A 17,399-nucleotide genomic window follows, 5' to 3' on the forward strand; every position below is an offset into this window, starting at 1 on the left:
TCCTTTCTTATTGGTTCTTTAAGCTGCCGACTGTCAGCTGCCGCCGCGTCCCGACCGATGGGCGTGCAGGTGCCGATGCGGCGGGCGGAGCGGCGTATTGTGCTAGCTTCAAATACTCTTTTTGCTCTTCTTTTTCATCCGTCGGTGTTGCGGCGGCGAAGGAAACCGGCACATCCAACGCGCCATTTAGCGTTTCGAGGGCGCTTTTCATCTGTTGATAATCGGCGGCAGTCATGTCACGCAGCGCCGCAATTGCCGGTTCATGTTCCGTCCCTTTATAATGAAACAACGATAAATCGAGATGTTCCAAAAAGTTGTGCAAGCCGAATTTTTCCAGGCTGATGTCTTGCAGCAGCCGCAAGAAGTTGCCGTTTTCCCGTGATAGAAATGCCTCATCAGCGAGCGCTTCCTCAAGCTTTGGAAGCAAGGCGGCCAAACGGTCAAATCGGTGCTCCTCTTCTTCGTAAATATGATGCCAGTACAGCCGTTCATGATCGTCAGCCGCCTGTTCAATCGTCGGCTCTAAAATCGCTTGAAACTGACTGAGCGCTTCCTTCGACCGGCCAAGAATGGCGCTGACTTCTGCTAACGTGTCGTGCAATGGACTCCCTCCCATAAAATCATTGTTACCATTTTTTCCGTATCAATAGGATTGTAAACTTTATTTGCCCTTATTCATTCAGATCGCGCGTAGACGATGTAGTACAGCAGCGAATGGAATGGTGTTTCAAATATGGAGACAACTGAGCCAGACCGCGGGCTGTTCGGCAGCATTCCGCAAATGGGCGTGACGATCGGACTGCTTCTTGGAACGTTTGTGATGTCGCTTATGACGCTCATGCCGGATGAGACGTTTATGGTGTGGGGATGGCGCATTCCGTTCTTGTTAAGCGCTCTGCTCGTCGTTTTCGGGCTTTGGGTGCGCCATGGCATTGATGAGACTCCTTCGTTTAAGAAAGTGCAAGAAACCGGACGGGTGGCGAAAGTGCCGCTTATGGAGACGCTCCGCTCTCAGTGGAGAGAAGTGTTGATCGCCGTTGGCGGCAAAGTCGTGGAAACGGCCCCATTTTACATTTTTGGAACGTTTATCGTCTCGTACGCGACAACGAATTTAGGCTTTTCAAAAACAGCTGCCTTAAACGCTGTCACCATAGCGACTGCGGTGACGACGGTTCTGATTCCGCTGATGGGCAAGTGGTCAGACCGGTACGGCCGCAAGCCGCTTTACATTGCCGGGACTGTTGGGATGATGATCTATGCGTTTCCGTATTTTTGGCTCTTGCAGCAAAAATCAGTCGCCTTATTGATTATTGCGACCGTCATTGGCCTTGGTATCATTTGGGCGCCGATTACGGCTGTGCTTGGTACAATGTTTTCGGAAATTTTCCCGTCCAACGTTCGATATACCGGCATTTCGCTCGGCAACCAAATCGGCGCCGCACCAGCGGGAGGAACGGCGCCGCTCATCGCTACGGCATTGCTGGCGGCGTATGGGAACTCTTATGTGCCGGTGGCTTTATATATTGTGTTAGTCTCGCTTATTTCGCTAGTTGCGGTCTGGTCTGTGCGCGACCGCAAACATGAAGAACTTGATGAGCAAGACGGAATCGCGTAACGCGGTTCCGTTTTTTCAGCGTATTGAAGGAGGGGGATTATGCTTATTTTGTCAGAACAAGAAATTCAACGCATGTATACGATGAAGGATGCCATTTCCGATGTAAAAGAAATGTTGCGACAAAAACAAGCAGGGAAAGTGATCGCCCCTGATCGCACGGTGCTTCCATTTCCGAATCATGATGCTTCGATTTTGTATATGCCATCCGCTGAGGAGGGGGCAGCAGTGGTGAAGGTGGTCAGCATTTTCCCCCATAACCCTGCAGCAGGAAGATCGACCACCCAGGGGATCATGGTGCTTACGGATGCGAAAACGGGGGAACATCGGATGGTTTGTAATGCCACGTATTTGACGAGACTGCGCACGGGGGCGTTATCCGCCATTGCAGCTGATTATTTGGCGACACAGGCGGCGTCGCGGCTAGCGGTGATCGGAACAGGGGCGATGGCCAAAGAACAAGTGGTTGGCATATTGGCAGTGAGAGCGATTGAACGTATATTTCTGTACAACCGAACGAGGAAAAAAGCGGAAGACTTCGCGGCGGGACTGCATCGACTGGTTCGGGAATGGACAGGGAAGGTATATGTGGTGGATGAGGCGGACGAAGCCGTTCGCCAGGCCGACATCGTGGTTTGCAGCACGCGCTCGGAACAGCCGGTGTTTTCCGGTCAAATGTTGCGGCCAGGCATGCACATTAGCGCCATTGGCTCGTACTTGCCACATATGCGCGAGTTGGATGTGGAGACTATTGTCAAAGCGGATCGCATTGTCGTCGATACACTTGAGGGCGTCAAACATGAGGCAGGAGAACTCATTCAGGCGGCTGAAAGCGGAAGATGGTCGTTTTCCCGGATCAATGCAGAAATCGGGGAGCTTGTTACCGGAGAGAAAAGCGGCCGTCAACATGAACGGGAAATCACCGTGTTTAAGTCGGTTGGGGCGGCTTGGTACGATTTGGCTGTGGCGATCGGCGTGTATTACAAAGCTTTAGAGCTTGGAGCGGGGCAAGAGGTGGAACTCTGACAGACCGCTCCACTTTTCTGCACGCGAAGGGTGCTCCATTTCCTGTAGATTGCTTTTTCCGTCCGGCAAAAAAGTCACCTTTCCGCCCAGTCCGGAATAAAACAGAATAAGGAACATTGCCCACTTGATATGCGGCGCGATTCCGGCGATAATGGAAACAGTGTGGAATAGTGCCGCCAAGCGGCATGGAATGAGCGAAGAAGGTGAGACAGAACGATGAAACGTGCGGAACACATTTATCAAAGACTCGTAGCGATTTGCGGAAAAGAAAATGTTCTTCGCGATGAGCCGATGAAAAACCATACATTAGTGCGGATCGGCGGCAAGGCCGATTTTCTCGTCTGGCCGGAAACATACGAGCAAGTTGTCGCCGTCTTGCGATTGAAAGAGGAGTACGGGCTGCCGTTTACCCTTCTTGGCAACGGTTCGAACGTCATCATCCGTGACGGTGGGCTGCGCGGCATTGTCATGCAGCTGAAGCATCTCAACCGCATTTGGCGCGAAGGGAACAACGTGATGGCACAAAGCGGAGCCGACATTAAAGCGGTGTCGCGGTTCGCGCTCGAACAACACCTCACCGGATTGGAGTTTGCCTGCGGCATTCCGGGGTCGGTCGGCGGGGCGATTATGATGAATGCCGGGGCATACGGCGGGGAAGTGAAAGATGTGCTTGACCATGTCAAAGTGGCGACGCTCGCCGGCGAGTTGAAAACACTGAAAAATGAAGAGCTTGAACTCGGATATCGAACGAGTTTGATTAGCCGGACGCACGATATTGTGCTTGAAGTCGTGTTTGCTCTCCAACCAGGTGATTATGGACAAATTAAAGCGAAAATGGATGATTTGACGTTTCAGCGCGAATCAAAGCAGCCGCTTGAGTATCCGTCGGTCGGGAGTGTGTTCAAGCGCCCGCCGGGTTATTTTGCCGGCAAGCTCATTCAAGACAGCGGCCTGCAAGGGAAAGGGTTCGGCGGTGCGGAAGTGTCGACAAAGCACGCCGGGTTTATTATTAACAAAAATAATGCGACGGCTGCCGATTACATCGCGACGATCGATATGGTGCGCAAAACCGTGAAGGAAAAGTTCGGAGTTGATTTAGAGCTGGAAGTGAAAATTATCGGTGAGGAATGACTCCCGATCCGAATCCGATTAACGGATTCGGATTTTTTTATCTCGTGAAAGGAAAAATGAAAAATATAGCAAACTGATAAAAAAGAGGCAATGAATGGAGGAGGACGATGAATCTTTATTTCATCATCAACCCAGCCGCCAAAAATGGCCGGTCCGCGTCTATTTGGGAGCAGCTGCAGCCTCTGCTCGATCAGGAAGGAATCGCCTATCAGGCATATTGGACGACCCGAAAAGGAGAGGGAAAAGAAATCGCCCGCCGGCTCGGCGAGGAAAGCGTTGAGCCGATCGCGATCGCGGCGGTCGGGGGCGACGGGACGGTGCATGAAATCGTGAACGGGGCGGGTTCGCTAACGCACGTTGCGATTAGCTGCATTCCCGCCGGAACGGGAAACGATTTTATCCGAGGTTTCCATCTTGCCCGAGCATCGAAACGGGCGCTCCGGCAGCTGATCGATGGCGCTCGTTCCGGTGGAGTTTTGTCTTTTGACCTCGGTCGGTTTGCCAGCAGCGCCGTGCCGGACGGCGCGTTTGCCAACAGCGTCGGCTGCGGTTTTGACGCCCATATCGCCCGCGCGGCCAACCGTTCGGCATGGAAAGGGCGGTTCAATCGCTTTAGGCTTGGCTCGCTTATTTACGCGTTTTATTTAGTGAAAGAGCTATTCCGCTATCAACCGGTCGACCTTGACATTTGCATTGATGGGAAAAACTATTCATTTCAACAAGCTTGGATGGCGACTGTGTCCAACCATCCATACTACGGCGGCGGGATGCGCATCGCCCCGTCAGCGCGGGCGGACGATGGCCTTCTTCACATCACGGTTGTCGGGAGAATGTCGCGTTGGAAAATTCTTGCGCTGTTTTTGTCCGTATTTTGGGGCGGACATGTGCGAATGAAAGAAATTTGCGTGTTCGCCGGGCGGAACGTGTGCATCCGCCCGGCAGCTCCTGTTCCGCTTCACGCCGATGGGGAGGATGCAGGAGAAGGGGAAGTGTCGGCTTGGATTGAGGCTAAAGGGATGCGAGTCATTGGCGCAGAACCCGATGAATGATTAGGCGTATGTGAAAAGAGAAAGCGGCCATGAGAAGGAAGAGGGAATGGAAAAGAGGGATCACGACTCTCTGCCTTTGTGGGGTGTCCGCATCTCAAAGATCCTCTCGAACCGGGAAGATTTCCATTTCCCAGCGTGAACGTAGATGGGAGGGCGTTCAAAAGCAAATCAGGCGCGATCAAGGAAGCCGCAGAGGCATTTCGGAAGCGGGAAAAAAGAACGGCCGCACCGCCTAGCCAAAAGAAGAAGCTGTTTCCGACGTGTTTCGGAAACAGCCATTGCAGTGAACTTATTTTCCATTCTTTTCTTCCTTGTTTTGTTTTCCGTGGGCCGGCGAATGATCGTGTTTTGTTTGCGGTTTGGCTGTTTGTTTCGGTGGTTGTGAAACAGAGACAGAGGCGCGAACCGCTGCTTGTTTATTTCCAGCCGTCACTGCTTGATGTTCCCGGCCATTCCCTTTGGCGTCGGCGGCTGTCGTTTGCCGAGTGCTGACCTTTGTTTCCGTTTTTCCGGAAGGCGTGAGGGATGATTTTGTTTCCGCTTTGATGGCGGTGTCCGCTTGTTCATCTAGTTGAACCGCTGTATCGTCTTCCGCCGGTGCAGCGGCTGGTTTTTCTATTTCGGCCGATTCAGGAGCGGATGGCGCGCTTTCGTTTTTCGCTTCTTCTGTTTCATCGGTTGGTGCCGTCGGTTCGTCATCTGTTTCCTCTACTTGGCTGCTTTGCTCTGTTTGGTTCGCCAACCGCTTCTCTATTTTGGCTTCGAGTTTTTGCTTCGCTTTTTCAATATTGCGGGCGAGCACTTCCTTCGCCCGCGGATTTTTCACCCGTTCGAGCGCCGCTTGCAAGGCCGTGATGTTTTGGGAAAACTTTTCTTCCAACTGTTGGCGCAATGTCTCAATATCGGTTTCCGCTGTTTCTCCGTTTTGTTCGTCCGTTTGTTTAGTTCCTTCATAAACGTCCCAAGCTGCCTCTTGTTGTTTAAGAGCGTTGGCGAGCACTTCTTTCGCCTGTTCAGTGTCTCCTTGGTCAAGCAGCGCCTTCGCCTCAGCCAGCCGTTCCTCAGCGAACTCAGCCAGCCGTTTCGCTTTTTCAGCATCGTCAAATGTGAGGGCAAGTTCAATTTTCTCCATCATCGTTTTGAAAAAGTAGAAAAAGTCACCGGGCAACACTGCCGGGGCGTCATTGTTGACGCTGGCGCCTGTTTCGGCCGCCGTGCTGCCGTTTGTTTGTCCTTCGGCCCCCGTGCTGGCGAACGCCGCCGGGCTGTAAGGAGCGAGCGCAACAGCTGCAGCGAGTGCGCCCGTCGACAACACGCGGGGGAGTGAGAATCGCTTGTTCATCATGATTGTTCCTCCTTTTGCTTTGACTTTCGTTATAACGATTTCGCCGTCGGCATGCTTTTTTTCGACTGTGGGAGCGAAAAATAAGGAGAAAGAAACAGAAAAATAGGAAAGAAAGGGAAACGGTGAGGTTTTCTTCACGGTTTGGCAGTCAACCGCCTGTTTGTTATAATGGAAACAAGTTTGACAAAGACGACATCCGAGGAGGCCTCCTGCCAATCGATTTGGTAGGAGTTTGTTTTTGCAGTGAGCGCCTGGCAGAGGAAAAGGGAGCGGCCAATGCCATGGCGGATGAAAACGAAAGGAGCAAATCAATCATGACGGGGCAGGTCGACGAAATTGTGGACGTTTGTTTGTTGGCGGGAAAGTTGATGCTCGAAAGCGGCGGAGAAACGTATCGAGTGGAAGATACAATGATGCGCATCGCCGCCTCGTTTGGCATGTCGCGCTCTCATGGTTATGTCACGCCGACGGCCATCATTTTTTCAATTGAAGGAACGGACTCAACAAGATTGATCCGCATTTCCGAACGCTCGACTAATTTGGCGAAAGTGGCGGCGGTCAATGATATTTCGCGGCGCATCAGCCGCGGCGAGTTGACGCTTGCGGAAGCGCGTACGGAGCTCGAGGACATCAGACGCGCGCGGCCGAGTTACCCCCTTTGGCAGCAAACCGCCGCCGCCGCGTTAGCGAGCGCTTGTTTTGCATCATTAATTGGAGGGGTAGTTCACTTTTTTCCATCACTTTTTTCCGGAGGAGCGGCGTTTTGGTGTTTTGAAATGGTGCACCGGTTCGTAAAAATCCGGTTTTTCGCGGAATTTTTTGCGTCTTTTGTTGCCGGGGGACTTGTATTGTTAATGGGGCAGGCTGGGTTTGGCGGGGACGTCGGAAAAATGATCATCGGTTCTGTGCTGCCGCTCGTACCGGGGCTCGCCATTACGAACGCGGTGCGTGATTTAATGGCCGGCCATCTCATCGCCGGTTTGTCGCGCGGCGCCGAGGCGTTTTTGACGGCGTTTGCGATTGGCACCGGCATCGCTTTTATTTTATCGATTCGGTGAGGCAGGGAGTACAGAGACATGATCGCAATGCAGCTTCTGTTTAGCTTTGTAGCATCGGCGCTGTTTGGCATCATCTTTAATATTCCGCCGCGCCTGTTGCCGCACAGCGGGTTTGTCGGAATGAGCGGTTGGGTTGTGTATACGTTTGTTTCGCGGTCAGGGACGGACGGTGTCACCGCGACATTTATGGCGGCTTTTTTCATCGCTCTTTTAAGCAATGCGTTCGCCCGGCGCTATCGGGCGCCCGCCACCATTTTCATCGTGCCCGGCATCCTTCCACTTGTGCCGGGCTTGACCGCGTTCGAAGCGATGCGCTATGTCGCGATGAATGATTATGACGCTGCGATTCCGTTGGCGGCAAAAGCGTTTATGATCTCTGGGGCGATTGCGATGGGACTCATTTTTTCCGAGGTTGTCAACCAACTGGCGAAGCGCCGACATTGACCGCGGATTGGTTGTTTTTTCTATTCATCTGCCTATCGTTGCATTTATTTGTTTGAATATTATAATGAATATAATTACATTTTTGAAACAGCGGGGGAGAGCGGAATGAAAGAAACGATTGGGCAGATAAAAGCAGAATTATGGGACATTTTTGATCATCTTCATCGCCATCCAGAAATCAGCTGGGAAGAATGGCGGACGACCGATTTTCTTCGCCAGGAGCTCGAGCGTGAAGGATACCGGGTGCGGACGTTTGCCGATTGTCCGGGCGTAGTGGCGGAGATCGGCAACGGGCCGTTGGCAGTCGGGGTGCGCAGTGATATGGATGCTCTTTGGCAAGAAGTGGACGGCGTTTGGCAGCCGAACCACTCATGTGGGCACGACGCCCATATGACGATCGTGCTCGGGGTGGCGAAGCTGCTTCGCCGCATTGGCTATGAGCCGCCGGGGACGCTGCGGTTTTTGTTCCAACCGGCTGAGGAAAAAGGCACGGGTGCGCTGAAGATGATCGAAAAAGGAGCGGCCGATGGCCTGACGTTTTTGTATGGGGTTCATTTGCGCCCGATTCAAGAAGTCGAGAGCGGGTATGCAGCGCCGGCGATCATTCATGGGGCGGCACAATGCATTGAAGGGCGGATTCGCGGTATGGCGGCGCATGCGGCGCGGCCGCATTTAGGTGTCAACGTCATTGAAGTCGGCAGCGCGATTGTGCAAGAGCTCGGCAAAATCCATACCGATCCGCAAGTGCCGGCATCGATCAAGATGACGAAGTTTCATGCCGGTGAAAAAGATGCAAACACTATTCCCGATTATGCTGAGTTTGCCCTCGATTTACGGGCGCAGACGAACGGGGCGATGGAGCGGCTTGTTGAAGGGTTGCGCCATGTTGTAAACGGGGTTGCAGCGATTTATGGGGCCGATATTGAGCTGACCGAGCGAACTCGCATCGTCGCCGCCAGTCCGGACTATGAGGCGCAGCAGCTGATGGAAGAAGCGATCATCGCCGTTTTGGGGGCTGACAAATGCGTGCCGCCGGTCGTGACGCCGGGAGGGGAAGATTTTCACTTTTATTCTTTTAAAAAACCGGAGCTGAAGACGACGATGCTCGGGTTAGGCTGCGATTTGCGTCCGGGGCTCCATCACCCGCGCATGACGTTTCGGCGCGATGATTTGCTTTCCGGCGTGGAGATTTTGGCGCGGGTTGTGATGAACACGTTTGCGAAAGTTTCGCCGCAAGGAGAGAAAGAGCATGCCTCTGTCGCTGCAAATCATTGAGACAATCGAACAGTTGAACGAAATGGCTGAGTTGGAGGCAGACGTTTGGGGAACAGCACCGATCCCTCTTCATCAAACGTTGACCGTGGCAAAAAACGGCGGCGTTGTGATCGGCGCGTATGTGGACGGGAAGCTGGTCGGTTTCGTCTACAGTTTTCCTGGATTTCGAAATGGAGAAATGTATCTTTGTTCCCATATGATAGGGATTGATGCTTCGTTTCGCGACCGGGGGATCGGCTATCGCTTGAAAATGAAGCAGGCGGAAGAAGCGCGGCGGCGCGGCTATCGAGTCATCCGCTGGACGTACGATCCGCTGCAAAGCCGCAACGGCTACTTGAATTTAGCCAAGCTCGGAGCTGTTGGTGTCGAATATATCGAAAACTGTTACGGCGAGATGGATGATGCGTTAAACGGCCGGCTGCCATCGGACCGTCTTATCGTCGAATGGCGGCTTGATGAGCGTCCTGCTTCGGAGTGGAATGGGAGCCAGGCTGAGTTCCAAGGAGTGTCGGTGCTTGAGGCGGAGGAAACGGTTGGCGGCCTGTTGCGCCCGGTGCCGAGAGACATCGATGAAACAGCGGCGCCGTTGTTGTTGGCTGCTGTTCCGCTTGACTTTCCGCAGCTAAAAGAGCGGGATCCCGCGCTGGCGCTTGAGTGGCGGCTGGCGACACGCGCGCTGTTTCAGCGGCTGCTCGCGGAAGGATGGGTGGCCGCGGGGGCTTGGCGCCGCCCGGGAGAAGCGGTATTGCATTACATATGGAGGCGGCGGGGGGAACGATTGCAGCAGGAAGGGGGAAAGGAAAGATGATGGAGATCGAGCGTATTATATTGCGCCATTTGCAAATGGAGCTGAAGGCGCCGTTTACGACGAGCTTCGGCACGTTCCAAACGAAAGAGTTTATTTTAGTGGAAGTCGTCGATCGCGACGGCGTTTCCGGCTGGGGCGAATCGGTTGCGTTTGCCGCTCCGTGGTATAGCGAGGAAACGGTGAAAACGAACTGGCATATGCTGGAGGATTTCCTTGTGCCGCTTGCGCTCGCTGAGCCGATTCATCATCCGGAGGAGCTGGCAAAGCGCTTTTCTGCCATCCGCCAAAACAACATGGCGAAAGCGGCGCTCGAAGGGGCGGTGTGGGATTTGTATGCGAAGCGGCTCGGCGTTCCGCTTTGCCAAGCCCTCGGAGGGGCGAAAAAGGACATTGAAGTCGGCGTCAGCATCGGCATTCAGCCGACGGTCGATGATTTGCTGCGGGTCATTGAGCGGTATGTGGCGCAGGGCTATCGACGGATCAAAGTGAAGATCAAGCCGGGTTGGGATGTGGACGTCATTCGCAGCGTGCGGCGCGCGTTTCCTGACGTGCCGCTTATGGCGGATGCCAATTCGGCGTATACGCTCGCCGATGCCAAGCGGCTCAAAGCACTTGATGACTTTGGTCTGATGATGATCGAGCAGCCGCTCGGTGCCGACGATCTCATCGATCATGCCCGGCTGCAGCCGCTTCTTCAGACGCCAATTTGCCTTGACGAAAGCATTCGCTCGTACGATGATGCGCGCAAGGCGCTTGACCTTGGCAGCTGCCGCATCATCAATATCAAAATCGGGCGTGTCGGCGGCTTGCGGGAGGCGAGGCGAATCCACGATCTTTGCGGTGAACGCGGCGTGCCGGTCTGGTGCGGCGGCATGCTGGAAGCAGGCGTCGGGCGCGCCCACAACATCGCCATTACGACGTTGGAAAATTTCACACTCCCCGGTGACACCGCGGCATCGTCGCATTATTGGGAGCGGGATATTATCACGCCGGAAGTCGAGGTGGAAGGCGGCTTGATCCGTGTGCCGGACGCTCCGGGCATCGGCTATGACGTCGACCGCCGCCAAGTGGAGCGGTATATGCAGTTTGCGAAGGTGTTTCATCGTACGGCGACGGCATAAAGGATGATAAAGGGAGAAAGAAAAAATGATGATAAGACCGATTGAAGTTCGCGATGCGGAACATTTCTTGGAGTTGTGCAAAAAAATTGATGAATCTGGTTTTATGTTATTTGAGCCTGGCGAACGGCAAACAACGGTTGAACAACAAAGTAAATCGATTGAAAGAATGTTATTTGAACCGAATAAAATGATCTTTGTTGCTGAAACGGAAAACAAGCTTGTCGGGTTCCTTGCTGTCATAGGAGGCGATGTAAAACGAAATCGACATTCTGCCAATGTTGTTTTGGGAGTTCTTGAAGACTATCAAGGACAGGGCATTGCCACTAAACTATTCAACAAAGCGTTTGAGTGGGCAAAGGAAGTTGGAATTTTGAGATTAGGACTTACGGTCATGAAAGGGAACGATAAGGCGTTCAACTTATATCGGAAGATGGGATTCGTATTAGAAGGCGAGAGGGTTCAATCGTTAAGAGTGAACGGGGAATTTGTAAATGAATATTACCTATACAAACTGTTATAATGCTAATTGGGGCTGATCCAAAACGCATTCGCGTTTTGGATCGGCCCTTTCTTCGTTGCGTTACACGCGTCCAATCCCAGTATTCGCTTTGACGACGATTTCGGTGTATTTTTTCTCGTCCGCTTTTTTCGACGAGACGAGCGTACCGACGATAGCGCCGATAAAGCCGAGCGGGATCGAGATAATGCCCGGGTTGGCGAGTTTAAAGAGCGGTTCGCCGACAAAAATGGCGGCACCCGGCTCTGGAGACCAGACGTTCGGGCTGAAGAAGACGAGCACCAAGGCGCTGATCAAGCCGACGAGCATCCCCGTAATCGCCCCTGTCGTATTAAAGCGGCGCCAGAAGATTGTAAAAACGATCGTCGGCAAGTTGGCGCTTGCGGCAACGGCAAATGCGAGTGACACAAGGAAGGCGACGTTCATTTTTTGCGCAAACAGCGCTAATAAAATTGACAATACTGAGACGCCAACCGATGCCCAGCGGGCGGCGAGCATTTGTTCTTTTTCGGTCGCCTGGCCGCGCCGGATGATGTGGCTGTAAAAGTCATGGGCAAACGCCGAAGCGGCTGACAAAACAAGCCCGGCAACGACGGCCAAAATCGTCGCAAACGCGACAGCAGAGACGAACGCAAATAGGAAATCTCCACCGAGGGCCTCTGCCAACAGCGGCGCGGCCATATTGCCGGCAGGATCGGCGGCGGTGATGTTATCATAACCAACAAATGCGGCGGCGCCAAATCCTAAGAAGATTGTTAAAACATAGAAAATTCCGATGATCCATGTCGCGTACACGACCGATTTGCGTGCGGTCGGCGCGTCTTTGACGGTGAAGAAACGGATTAAAATGTGCGGCAACCCGGCCGTCCCCAACACAAGCGCCAAATTTAGCGAAATGGTGTCAAGCGGATTTTTAAACTTGTTGCCTGGATTGAGATACGCTTCGCCAAGCGGTGTGGCCGTTTTCATTTCATGGAACATTTTAGCGACGCTGAAATCGAATTTGGCAAAGACGATAATGGAAATGATAAACGTACCGACCATCAACAAGACCGCTTTGACGATTTGTACCCAACTGGTGGCTGTCATGCCGCCGAACACGACATACACGGTCATTAAAATGCCGACGATCAAGACGGAATAAATGTAGTCAAGCCCAAGCAGAAGTTTAATGAGACCGCCGGCGCCGACAAGCTGGGCGATCATGTAGAAAATGGAGATGGCGATCGTGTTCAAGGCGGCGACGCCGCGCACTTTTTTATCATCAAACCGGGCGGCGATCATATCGGCCATCGTATACTTGCCAAGGTTGCGGAGCGGCTCGGCGACGATGTACAAAACGACGAGGTAGGCGACAAGGAACCCGATGCTGTAAAAGAAGCCGTCAAATCCAGCTAAGGCAATCATGCCGGCAATGCCGAGAAACGAGGCGGCCGACATATAGTCGCCGGCGATGGCAAGACCGTTTTGCCAGCCGGTTAAGCTGCTGTCCGCGGTGTAAAATTCGCTTGTTGTTTTCGTCCGTTTCGAGGCGTAGTACGTAATGACAAGCGTCAGGGCGACAATGATGAGGAAGAGGAAAAAGGCCAATCCGTTCATTACGCGTTTCCTCCTCCCGTTTCTTCCTGCTTCACTTGCTCGACGATTTCATCAAATCGTGCTGCGCGTTTCGAATAAAGAATGCATAAGGCCCATGTCATGATAAATTGCGCAAATGCAAACAGCCACGCCCAAGTGACCGGCCCGACAGCCGGAGCATTGAGCGCCTTTGAATACGACGTTAATACCGGGAGAGCGAAGTAAAAGACAAAGAAAAAGATGGTCGCCGGGATGATGAAGCGTTTCTTCGCCTGAATAAGTTCGCGGAACGAAGCGGATTGGGCGACCGCTTCATAATCGATACCTGCCTGTTCGGCAAGGGATTGTTTTTTCACTGCCATATGAATCCCTCCTTATCTTTGCTAAAGCGTTTTCAAATGAGTTGGCAGAACGTGCGAGACAGTAGCAGCGCGGGCCCTCCTTTCTTGTCACAAATTTGTCACACATTCATTATATATTTATCTGAAAAATTTGTAAATTGATTTTTTTATTATTATTAGGAACAATTTTTTCTTTATTATATAAACCAAAAAATTTTTCTGTTTTTCTTATTTTCGCACTTTACAAAAAAACAAGGATCATGTAGAATGCTAACTGTGTCTGCCGAGTAAATTCGACATTTTTCTACAAAAAACAACAAGGGGAGACATTCGATGAATTTGTTTCGTAAAAAACCGATTCAAGCACTTTTAAACGAATCGGGGGCGAAAGGAGCCTCACTGCGAAAAGAATTAGGCGCATTCGACTTAACGATGCTCGGCATCGGCGCCATCATCGGGACAGGCATTTTTGTTCTGACCGGGGTGGCGGCGGCGGAGCACGCCGGTCCGGCGCTCGTTCTATCGTTTATTTTATCTGCATTGGCGTGCGCATTCGCCGCGCTTTGCTACGCGGAGTTCGCCTCAACCGTGCCGGTGTCGGGGAGCGCGTACACATATAGCTATGCAACGTTCGGCGAACTGTTTGCCTGGATTTTAGGTTGGGACTTGATTTTAGAGTATGGGGTTGCCTCATCAGCGGTGGCCGCCGGCTGGTCCGGCTATTTTCAAGGGCTGCTTGCCGGCTTTGGTATTGAGCTGCCAAAGGCGCTCACGAGTGCGTACAACCCGGAGAAAGGAACGTTTATCGATTTACCGGCCATTCTCATCATTTTGTTCATTACCTTTTTGTTGAACATGGGGGCGAAAAAATCAGCCCGTTTCAATGCGATCGTTGTCTTTATTAAAGTGGCAGTCATCTTGCTTTTCTTGGCAGTTGGCGTTTGGTATGTCAAGCCGGAAAACTGGACGCCGTTTATGCCTTTCGGGTTTGCGGGCGTAGCGGCCGGCGCCGCGACCGTGTTTTTCGCTTACATTGGATTTGATGCGGTGTCGACCGCGGCGGAAGAAGTGCGAAACCCGCAGCGCAATATGCCAATCGGCATCATTGTGTCGCTGCTTGTTTGTACATTATTGTATGTCGCGGTCTCGCTCGTATTGACGGGCATTGTTCCGTACGAGCAGCTGAACGTAAAAAATCCGGTAGCGTTCGCGTTAACCTATATCAATCAAGACTGGGTCGCCGGCTTTATTTCACTTGGAGCGATTGCCGGTATTACGACAGTGTTACTTGTCATGCTTTATGGGCAAACGCGTCTCTTTTATGCCATCAGTCGCGACGGTTTACTGCCGAAAGTGTTCGCCCGCATTAGCCCGACCCGCCAGGTGCCATACGTAAACACGTGGCTAACCGGCACGGTTGTTGCGGTATTCGCGGGCATCATCCCGCTGAACAAACTGGCGGAACTGACAAACATTGGCACACTTTTTGCTTTTATTACCGTATCAGTGGGCGTTTTAGTACTGCGCAAAACACAGCCCAACTTAAAGCGGGCGTTTCGCGTCCCGTTCGTTCCGGTCGTTCCGATTTTAGCGGTTTTGTTCTGCGGCTACTTAGTCCTTCAGCTCCCAGCGACGACATGGATCGGTTTTATTTCGTGGCTGCTTATCGGCTTGGTGATTTACTTTGTTTACGGCCGGAAGCATAGCGCACTCAATCAAACGGCCGAAAGTGAAGAGAAAGTCGGCTGATTGGCCAATGGAAAAAGAAGAGGCTTTCCTGAACGAGGGGTCGGGAAAGCCTCTTTTTGTTCGGTCGACGTTCCTTGCCTGGAATGATTTTTTTCTTGAATGACGGCCATATTTCCCTTACCATGTACGAATAGTGTAAAGAAAAAGCGTCAGTCCGTCTTGTATAAGCGGGGTGAAATCGATGTTTGGTACATTATTAAAAAAGAGAGAGAGGACGCTTGAACAGACGGTTGCGGAAATCCAACAAGGGAATGAAGCGCTGCGCAACGAATTGATTCAACAATATAAGCCGTTTATCGCCAAAACGGCCTCGAGCGTGTGCAAGCGGTTCATTCGCGAAGAGGATGATGAGGCGAGCATCGGGCTGATCGCCTTTAATGAAGCGATTGAAAAGTATGCGCCGCATAAAGGAGGTTCCTTCCTCTCGTTCGCTGAGTTGCTCATTAAACGGCGCCTGATTGACTATATTCGGAAAGAGGCGAGAATACGGGATGCATTATGGCATGTCGAGAACGGGGAGGATCACGAATATACGGCGCAAACATACTTGGACGCCAGACTCTCTGTCGATGAATTTTACAAACAAATCGAACAGGAGCAGCGCCGAGAAGAAATCATCCATTACCAGCAAGTGCTGAAACAATTCGGCATTCATTTTCACGATTTAGTTGAACAGTCGCCAAAACATAAAGACGCCCGCCTAAACGCCATTCGTGTCGCCCAGCTGCTTGTGGAGAAAGAGGAACTGCTCGGCCTGTTGTTCCAAAAAAAGCAGTTGCCCATTAAACAGCTGGAAACGATGGCGTCCGTCAGCCGCAAAACGATTGAGAGAAATAGAAAATACATTATTGCGGTCGCGGTCATTTTGGCGGGCGACTATCTTTACTTAAAGGACTATATAAAAGGGGTGCTTCCATCGTGAAAAAGGGGATTGTGCTGGAATTGGACGAAGAGTTCGTCACCGTGTTGACGCCGGAAGGGGAGTTCCTTCGAGTAAAAAAGGAAGGGGAGTGTGAAATCGGCGAAGAGATTGAGGCGGGCGTAGTAAAAAAACCCTTTCCATTTCATCGCCGTTCGTTTCGATATGCGGTGGTGAGCGCTTTGGTAGCCGCCGTGCTGCTTATTACCACCTGGGTTCAATGGCCTTCCGACGCGGTGTATGCTTATATGTCGATCGACATTAATCCGAGCATTGAAGCGGGAGTCGATGATGAGCTCCATGTGTTGACGTTAAAGGCGTATAATGAGGAAGGAAAAAACGTGCTTGCGGCGCTTCCTTCATGGAAAAATGAAACGTTTTCTGCTGTGGCGAAACAGATTATTGCATTGAGCGAACAAAAGGGATATTTAAATGAGGGCGGGGAAGTGCTCATTACGACGGTAGAGAAAGAGCACGACGCCTCCTCGGCGCGGAAGTTGTCCGCTGAGCTCGCTGAAATTCGGCGGTCGGTAGCGGATGATCGGATCGTGATTACGACGGCGAACAGCACGATGGAAGTGCGCAGCCGGGCAGCCGAACGGGGAATGACAACCGGCAAACTATTGCAAATCGAGAAAAAAGCAAAGCCGGCTTCATCGACATCTGTCAAACCGAACAAAGGGAAAGGCCAAGGCGGAAGGGAAGAAAAGAAAACATCGTCACCGAAAGGGCAAAAACGGGAGCAGCCGCAATCGAAACAAAAGCATGACGAGCAGAAATCAAAGCAACAGAAAAAAGAAAAACAGCCGCCGCACGAGCGGAAAAACTCCGGTTCAAATAAAGAAAATTCTCCTTCGGATAAGGAAATTTCTCCGAAAGGGAAAAACCATGGAAACGCCCGACCATCGCGGCCGGGCGGTCATTATGTGGAGAAAAAAGAGGCGGGCGGACGGCCGGATGGCAGTGGCCAAAAAGAGCGGCACGAGCCCACCCGCCCCGACCGTCAGCCGGAAGCAATGGATTCCAAAACGAAAAAAGCCGAGTGATTGCGCTCGGCTTTATTCTGTTCTTCGGCCTGCCAACTCGCTTTGCGCCTGGGCGACGAGCCGTTTCGTAATTTCCCCGCCGACGGAGCCGTTGGCGCGTGAAACAGTGCCAGCTCCGAGCTGTACACCAAACTCTTGGGCGATTTCATATTTAATTTGTTCTAACGCTTGTTCAATGCCTGGAACGAGCAGTTTGTTGCTTCCACGTGCCATCTGATTTGCCTCCTTTTAATGTTTTAGTCTGGCACCATTAGTATGTGCGAGCAAGCAGGGGTGGATAGGTGGGAATTAAAGGGAGGAATTATTGTCAAAAAAAGATTGCAAACGTTTTCGGTCTATGGTTTAATGGAGTCAACGACAGGATTCGAAACGTTTTGGAG

At 52.0% G+C, this 17,399-nt stretch carries 17 protein-coding genes and 1 pseudogene; 13 read left to right on the forward strand and 5 right to left on the reverse strand.

The features are described from left to right. Positions 1–7 precede the first annotated feature (7 nt). The gene (locus tag M493_RS04255) at positions 8–601 is read right to left on the reverse strand and encodes an IMEF encapsulin system ferritin-like cargo protein (protein ID WP_020959050.1); all 594 of its coding nucleotides are present in this window, start codon (positions 599–601) and stop codon (positions 8–10) included. A gap of 150 nt (positions 602–751) precedes the next feature. On the opposite strand from M493_RS04255, the pseudogene M493_RS04260 reads away from it, so the two are divergent. The 4 genes and pseudogenes from M493_RS04260 to M493_RS04275 form a co-directional block, all read left to right on the forward strand. Further along, positions 752–1,615, forward strand: a pseudogene (locus M493_RS04260) (MFS transporter); the annotation flags it as partial. A 39-nt stretch (positions 1,616–1,654) separates the two neighbouring features. Then, complete coding sequence (locus M493_RS04265; protein ID WP_020959052.1) at positions 1,655–2,638, forward strand: ornithine cyclodeaminase family protein; 984 nt, start codon at positions 1,655–1,657, stop codon at positions 2,636–2,638. Between the two features lie 216 nt (positions 2,639–2,854). Beyond that, the gene (gene murB, locus M493_RS04270; RefSeq protein WP_020959053.1) at positions 2,855–3,769 is read left to right on the forward strand and encodes a UDP-N-acetylmuramate dehydrogenase; all 915 of its coding nucleotides are present in this window, start codon (positions 2,855–2,857) and stop codon (positions 3,767–3,769) included. Between the two features lie 107 nt (positions 3,770–3,876). Then, on the forward strand, positions 3,877–4,818 hold the full coding sequence (locus M493_RS04275) for a diacylglycerol/lipid kinase family protein (RefSeq protein WP_020959054.1): 942 nt from the start codon (positions 3,877–3,879) through the stop codon (positions 4,816–4,818). 289 nt (positions 4,819–5,107) lie between these two features. Here M493_RS04275 and M493_RS04280 read toward each other — a convergent pair whose 3' ends face one another. Next, entirely contained in the window at positions 5,108–6,163 is a 1,056-nt protein-coding gene (locus tag M493_RS04280) for a DUF5667 domain-containing protein (RefSeq protein WP_020959055.1), read from the reverse strand. Positions 6,164–6,477: 314 nt separating this feature from the next. Between M493_RS04280 and M493_RS04285 the strand changes: the two genes are divergently transcribed. From M493_RS04285 to M493_RS04310, 6 genes are all read left to right on the forward strand, one after another. Continuing rightward, the gene (locus tag M493_RS04285; RefSeq protein ID WP_023817527.1) at positions 6,478–7,221 is read left to right on the forward strand and encodes a threonine/serine exporter family protein; all 744 of its coding nucleotides are present in this window, start codon (positions 6,478–6,480) and stop codon (positions 7,219–7,221) included. Positions 7,222–7,239: 18 nt separating this feature from the next. After that, positions 7,240–7,665, forward strand: a complete 426-nt coding sequence (locus tag M493_RS04290) for a threonine/serine exporter family protein (RefSeq protein ID WP_020959057.1) — start codon at positions 7,240–7,242, stop codon at positions 7,663–7,665. Between the two features lie 105 nt (positions 7,666–7,770). Next, complete coding sequence (locus M493_RS04295) at positions 7,771–8,940, forward strand: M20 peptidase aminoacylase family protein (protein ID WP_020959058.1); 1,170 nt, start codon at positions 7,771–7,773, stop codon at positions 8,938–8,940. Then, positions 8,915–9,748 carry a GNAT family N-acetyltransferase gene (locus tag M493_RS04300; protein WP_020959059.1) on the forward strand — a complete coding sequence of 278 codons (834 nt, stop codon included), beginning with the start codon at positions 8,915–8,917 and terminating at the stop codon, positions 9,746–9,748. Before M493_RS04295 ends, M493_RS04300 begins: the two co-directional genes overlap by 26 nt. Continuing rightward, on the forward strand, positions 9,748–10,869 hold the full coding sequence (gene menC, locus M493_RS04305) for an o-succinylbenzoate synthase (protein WP_041267858.1): 1,122 nt from the start codon (positions 9,748–9,750) through the stop codon (positions 10,867–10,869). The genes M493_RS04300 and menC overlap by 1 nt, the downstream gene beginning before the upstream one ends. Positions 10,870–10,894: 25 nt before the next feature. Further along, positions 10,895–11,389, forward strand: a complete 495-nt coding sequence (locus tag M493_RS04310) for a GNAT family N-acetyltransferase (protein ID WP_020959061.1) — start codon at positions 10,895–10,897, stop codon at positions 11,387–11,389. A 60-nt stretch (positions 11,390–11,449) separates the two neighbouring features. Here M493_RS04310 and M493_RS04315 read toward each other — a convergent pair whose 3' ends face one another. Beyond that, on the reverse strand, positions 11,450–12,985 hold the full coding sequence (locus tag M493_RS04315) for a cation acetate symporter (protein WP_020959062.1): 1,536 nt from the start codon (positions 12,983–12,985) through the stop codon (positions 11,450–11,452). Beyond that, positions 12,985–13,326 carry a DUF485 domain-containing protein gene (locus tag M493_RS04320; protein WP_020959063.1) on the reverse strand — a complete coding sequence of 114 codons (342 nt, stop codon included), beginning with the start codon at positions 13,324–13,326 and terminating at the stop codon, positions 12,985–12,987. The genes M493_RS04315 and M493_RS04320 overlap by 1 nt, the downstream gene beginning before the upstream one ends. Before the next feature lie 312 nt (positions 13,327–13,638). Between M493_RS04320 and M493_RS04325 the strand changes: the two genes are divergently transcribed. The 3 genes from M493_RS04325 to M493_RS04335 all read left to right on the forward strand — a co-directional run bounded on the left by M493_RS04325 (position 13,639) and on the right by M493_RS04335 (position 17,019). Next, positions 13,639–15,054, forward strand: coding sequence for an amino acid permease (locus M493_RS04325; RefSeq protein ID WP_020959064.1), 1,416 nt, complete (start codon positions 13,639–13,641; stop codon positions 15,052–15,054). A 172-nt stretch (positions 15,055–15,226) separates the two neighbouring features. Further along, on the forward strand, positions 15,227–15,976 hold the full coding sequence (sigI, locus tag M493_RS04330) for an RNA polymerase sigma factor SigI (protein ID WP_420480327.1): 750 nt from the start codon (positions 15,227–15,229) through the stop codon (positions 15,974–15,976). Next, positions 15,973–17,019 carry an anti-sigma factor domain-containing protein gene (locus M493_RS04335; RefSeq protein ID WP_020959066.1) on the forward strand — a complete coding sequence of 349 codons (1,047 nt, stop codon included), beginning with the start codon at positions 15,973–15,975 and terminating at the stop codon, positions 17,017–17,019. The genes sigI and M493_RS04335 overlap by 4 nt, the downstream gene beginning before the upstream one ends. Positions 17,020–17,031: 12 nt before the next feature. Here the strand turns inward: M493_RS04335 and M493_RS04340 are convergent, their stop codons facing one another. Then, positions 17,032–17,232, reverse strand: a complete 201-nt coding sequence (locus M493_RS04340; protein ID WP_020959067.1) for an alpha/beta-type small acid-soluble spore protein — start codon at positions 17,230–17,232, stop codon at positions 17,032–17,034. Between the last annotated feature and the right edge of the window lie 167 nt (positions 17,233–17,399).

Origin of the sequence: Geobacillus genomosp. 3 (genome assembly GCF_000445995.2) — a bacterium.
Taxonomy (GTDB): domain Bacteria; phylum Bacillota; class Bacilli; order Bacillales; family Anoxybacillaceae; genus Geobacillus.

Excerpts from the sequence above, each read along its gene's own strand:
- M493_RS04315 (WP_020959062.1), bottom strand. The coding sequence starts at position 12,985 with ATGAACGGATTGGCCTTTTTCCTCTTCCTCATCATTGTCGCCCTGACG.
- M493_RS04300 (WP_020959059.1), top strand. The coding sequence starts at position 8,915 with ATGCCTCTGTCGCTGCAAATCATTGAGACAATCGAACAGTTGAACGAA.
- M493_RS04275 (WP_020959054.1), top strand. The coding sequence starts at position 3,877 with ATGAATCTTTATTTCATCATCAACCCAGCCGCCAAAAATGGCCGGTCC.
- murB (WP_020959053.1), top strand. The coding sequence starts at position 2,855 with ATGAAACGTGCGGAACACATTTATCAAAGACTCGTAGCGATTTGCGGA.
- M493_RS04310 (WP_020959061.1), top strand. The coding sequence starts at position 10,895 with ATGATGATAAGACCGATTGAAGTTCGCGATGCGGAACATTTCTTGGAG.
- M493_RS04295 (WP_020959058.1), top strand. The coding sequence starts at position 7,771 with ATGAAAGAAACGATTGGGCAGATAAAAGCAGAATTATGGGACATTTTT.
- M493_RS04320 (WP_020959063.1), bottom strand. The coding sequence starts at position 13,326 with ATGGCAGTGAAAAAACAATCCCTTGCCGAACAGGCAGGTATCGATTAT.
- M493_RS04285 (WP_023817527.1), top strand. The coding sequence starts at position 6,478 with ATGACGGGGCAGGTCGACGAAATTGTGGACGTTTGTTTGTTGGCGGGA.
- M493_RS04265 (WP_020959052.1), top strand. The coding sequence starts at position 1,655 with ATGCTTATTTTGTCAGAACAAGAAATTCAACGCATGTATACGATGAAG.
- M493_RS04340 (WP_020959067.1), bottom strand. The coding sequence starts at position 17,232 with ATGGCACGTGGAAGCAACAAACTGCTCGTTCCAGGCATTGAACAAGCG.
- M493_RS04280 (WP_020959055.1), bottom strand. The coding sequence starts at position 6,163 with ATGATGAACAAGCGATTCTCACTCCCCCGCGTGTTGTCGACGGGCGCA.
- M493_RS04325 (WP_020959064.1), top strand. The coding sequence starts at position 13,639 with ATGAATTTGTTTCGTAAAAAACCGATTCAAGCACTTTTAAACGAATCG.
- menC (WP_041267858.1), top strand. The coding sequence starts at position 9,748 with ATGGAGATCGAGCGTATTATATTGCGCCATTTGCAAATGGAGCTGAAG.
- M493_RS04290 (WP_020959057.1), top strand. The coding sequence starts at position 7,240 with ATGATCGCAATGCAGCTTCTGTTTAGCTTTGTAGCATCGGCGCTGTTT.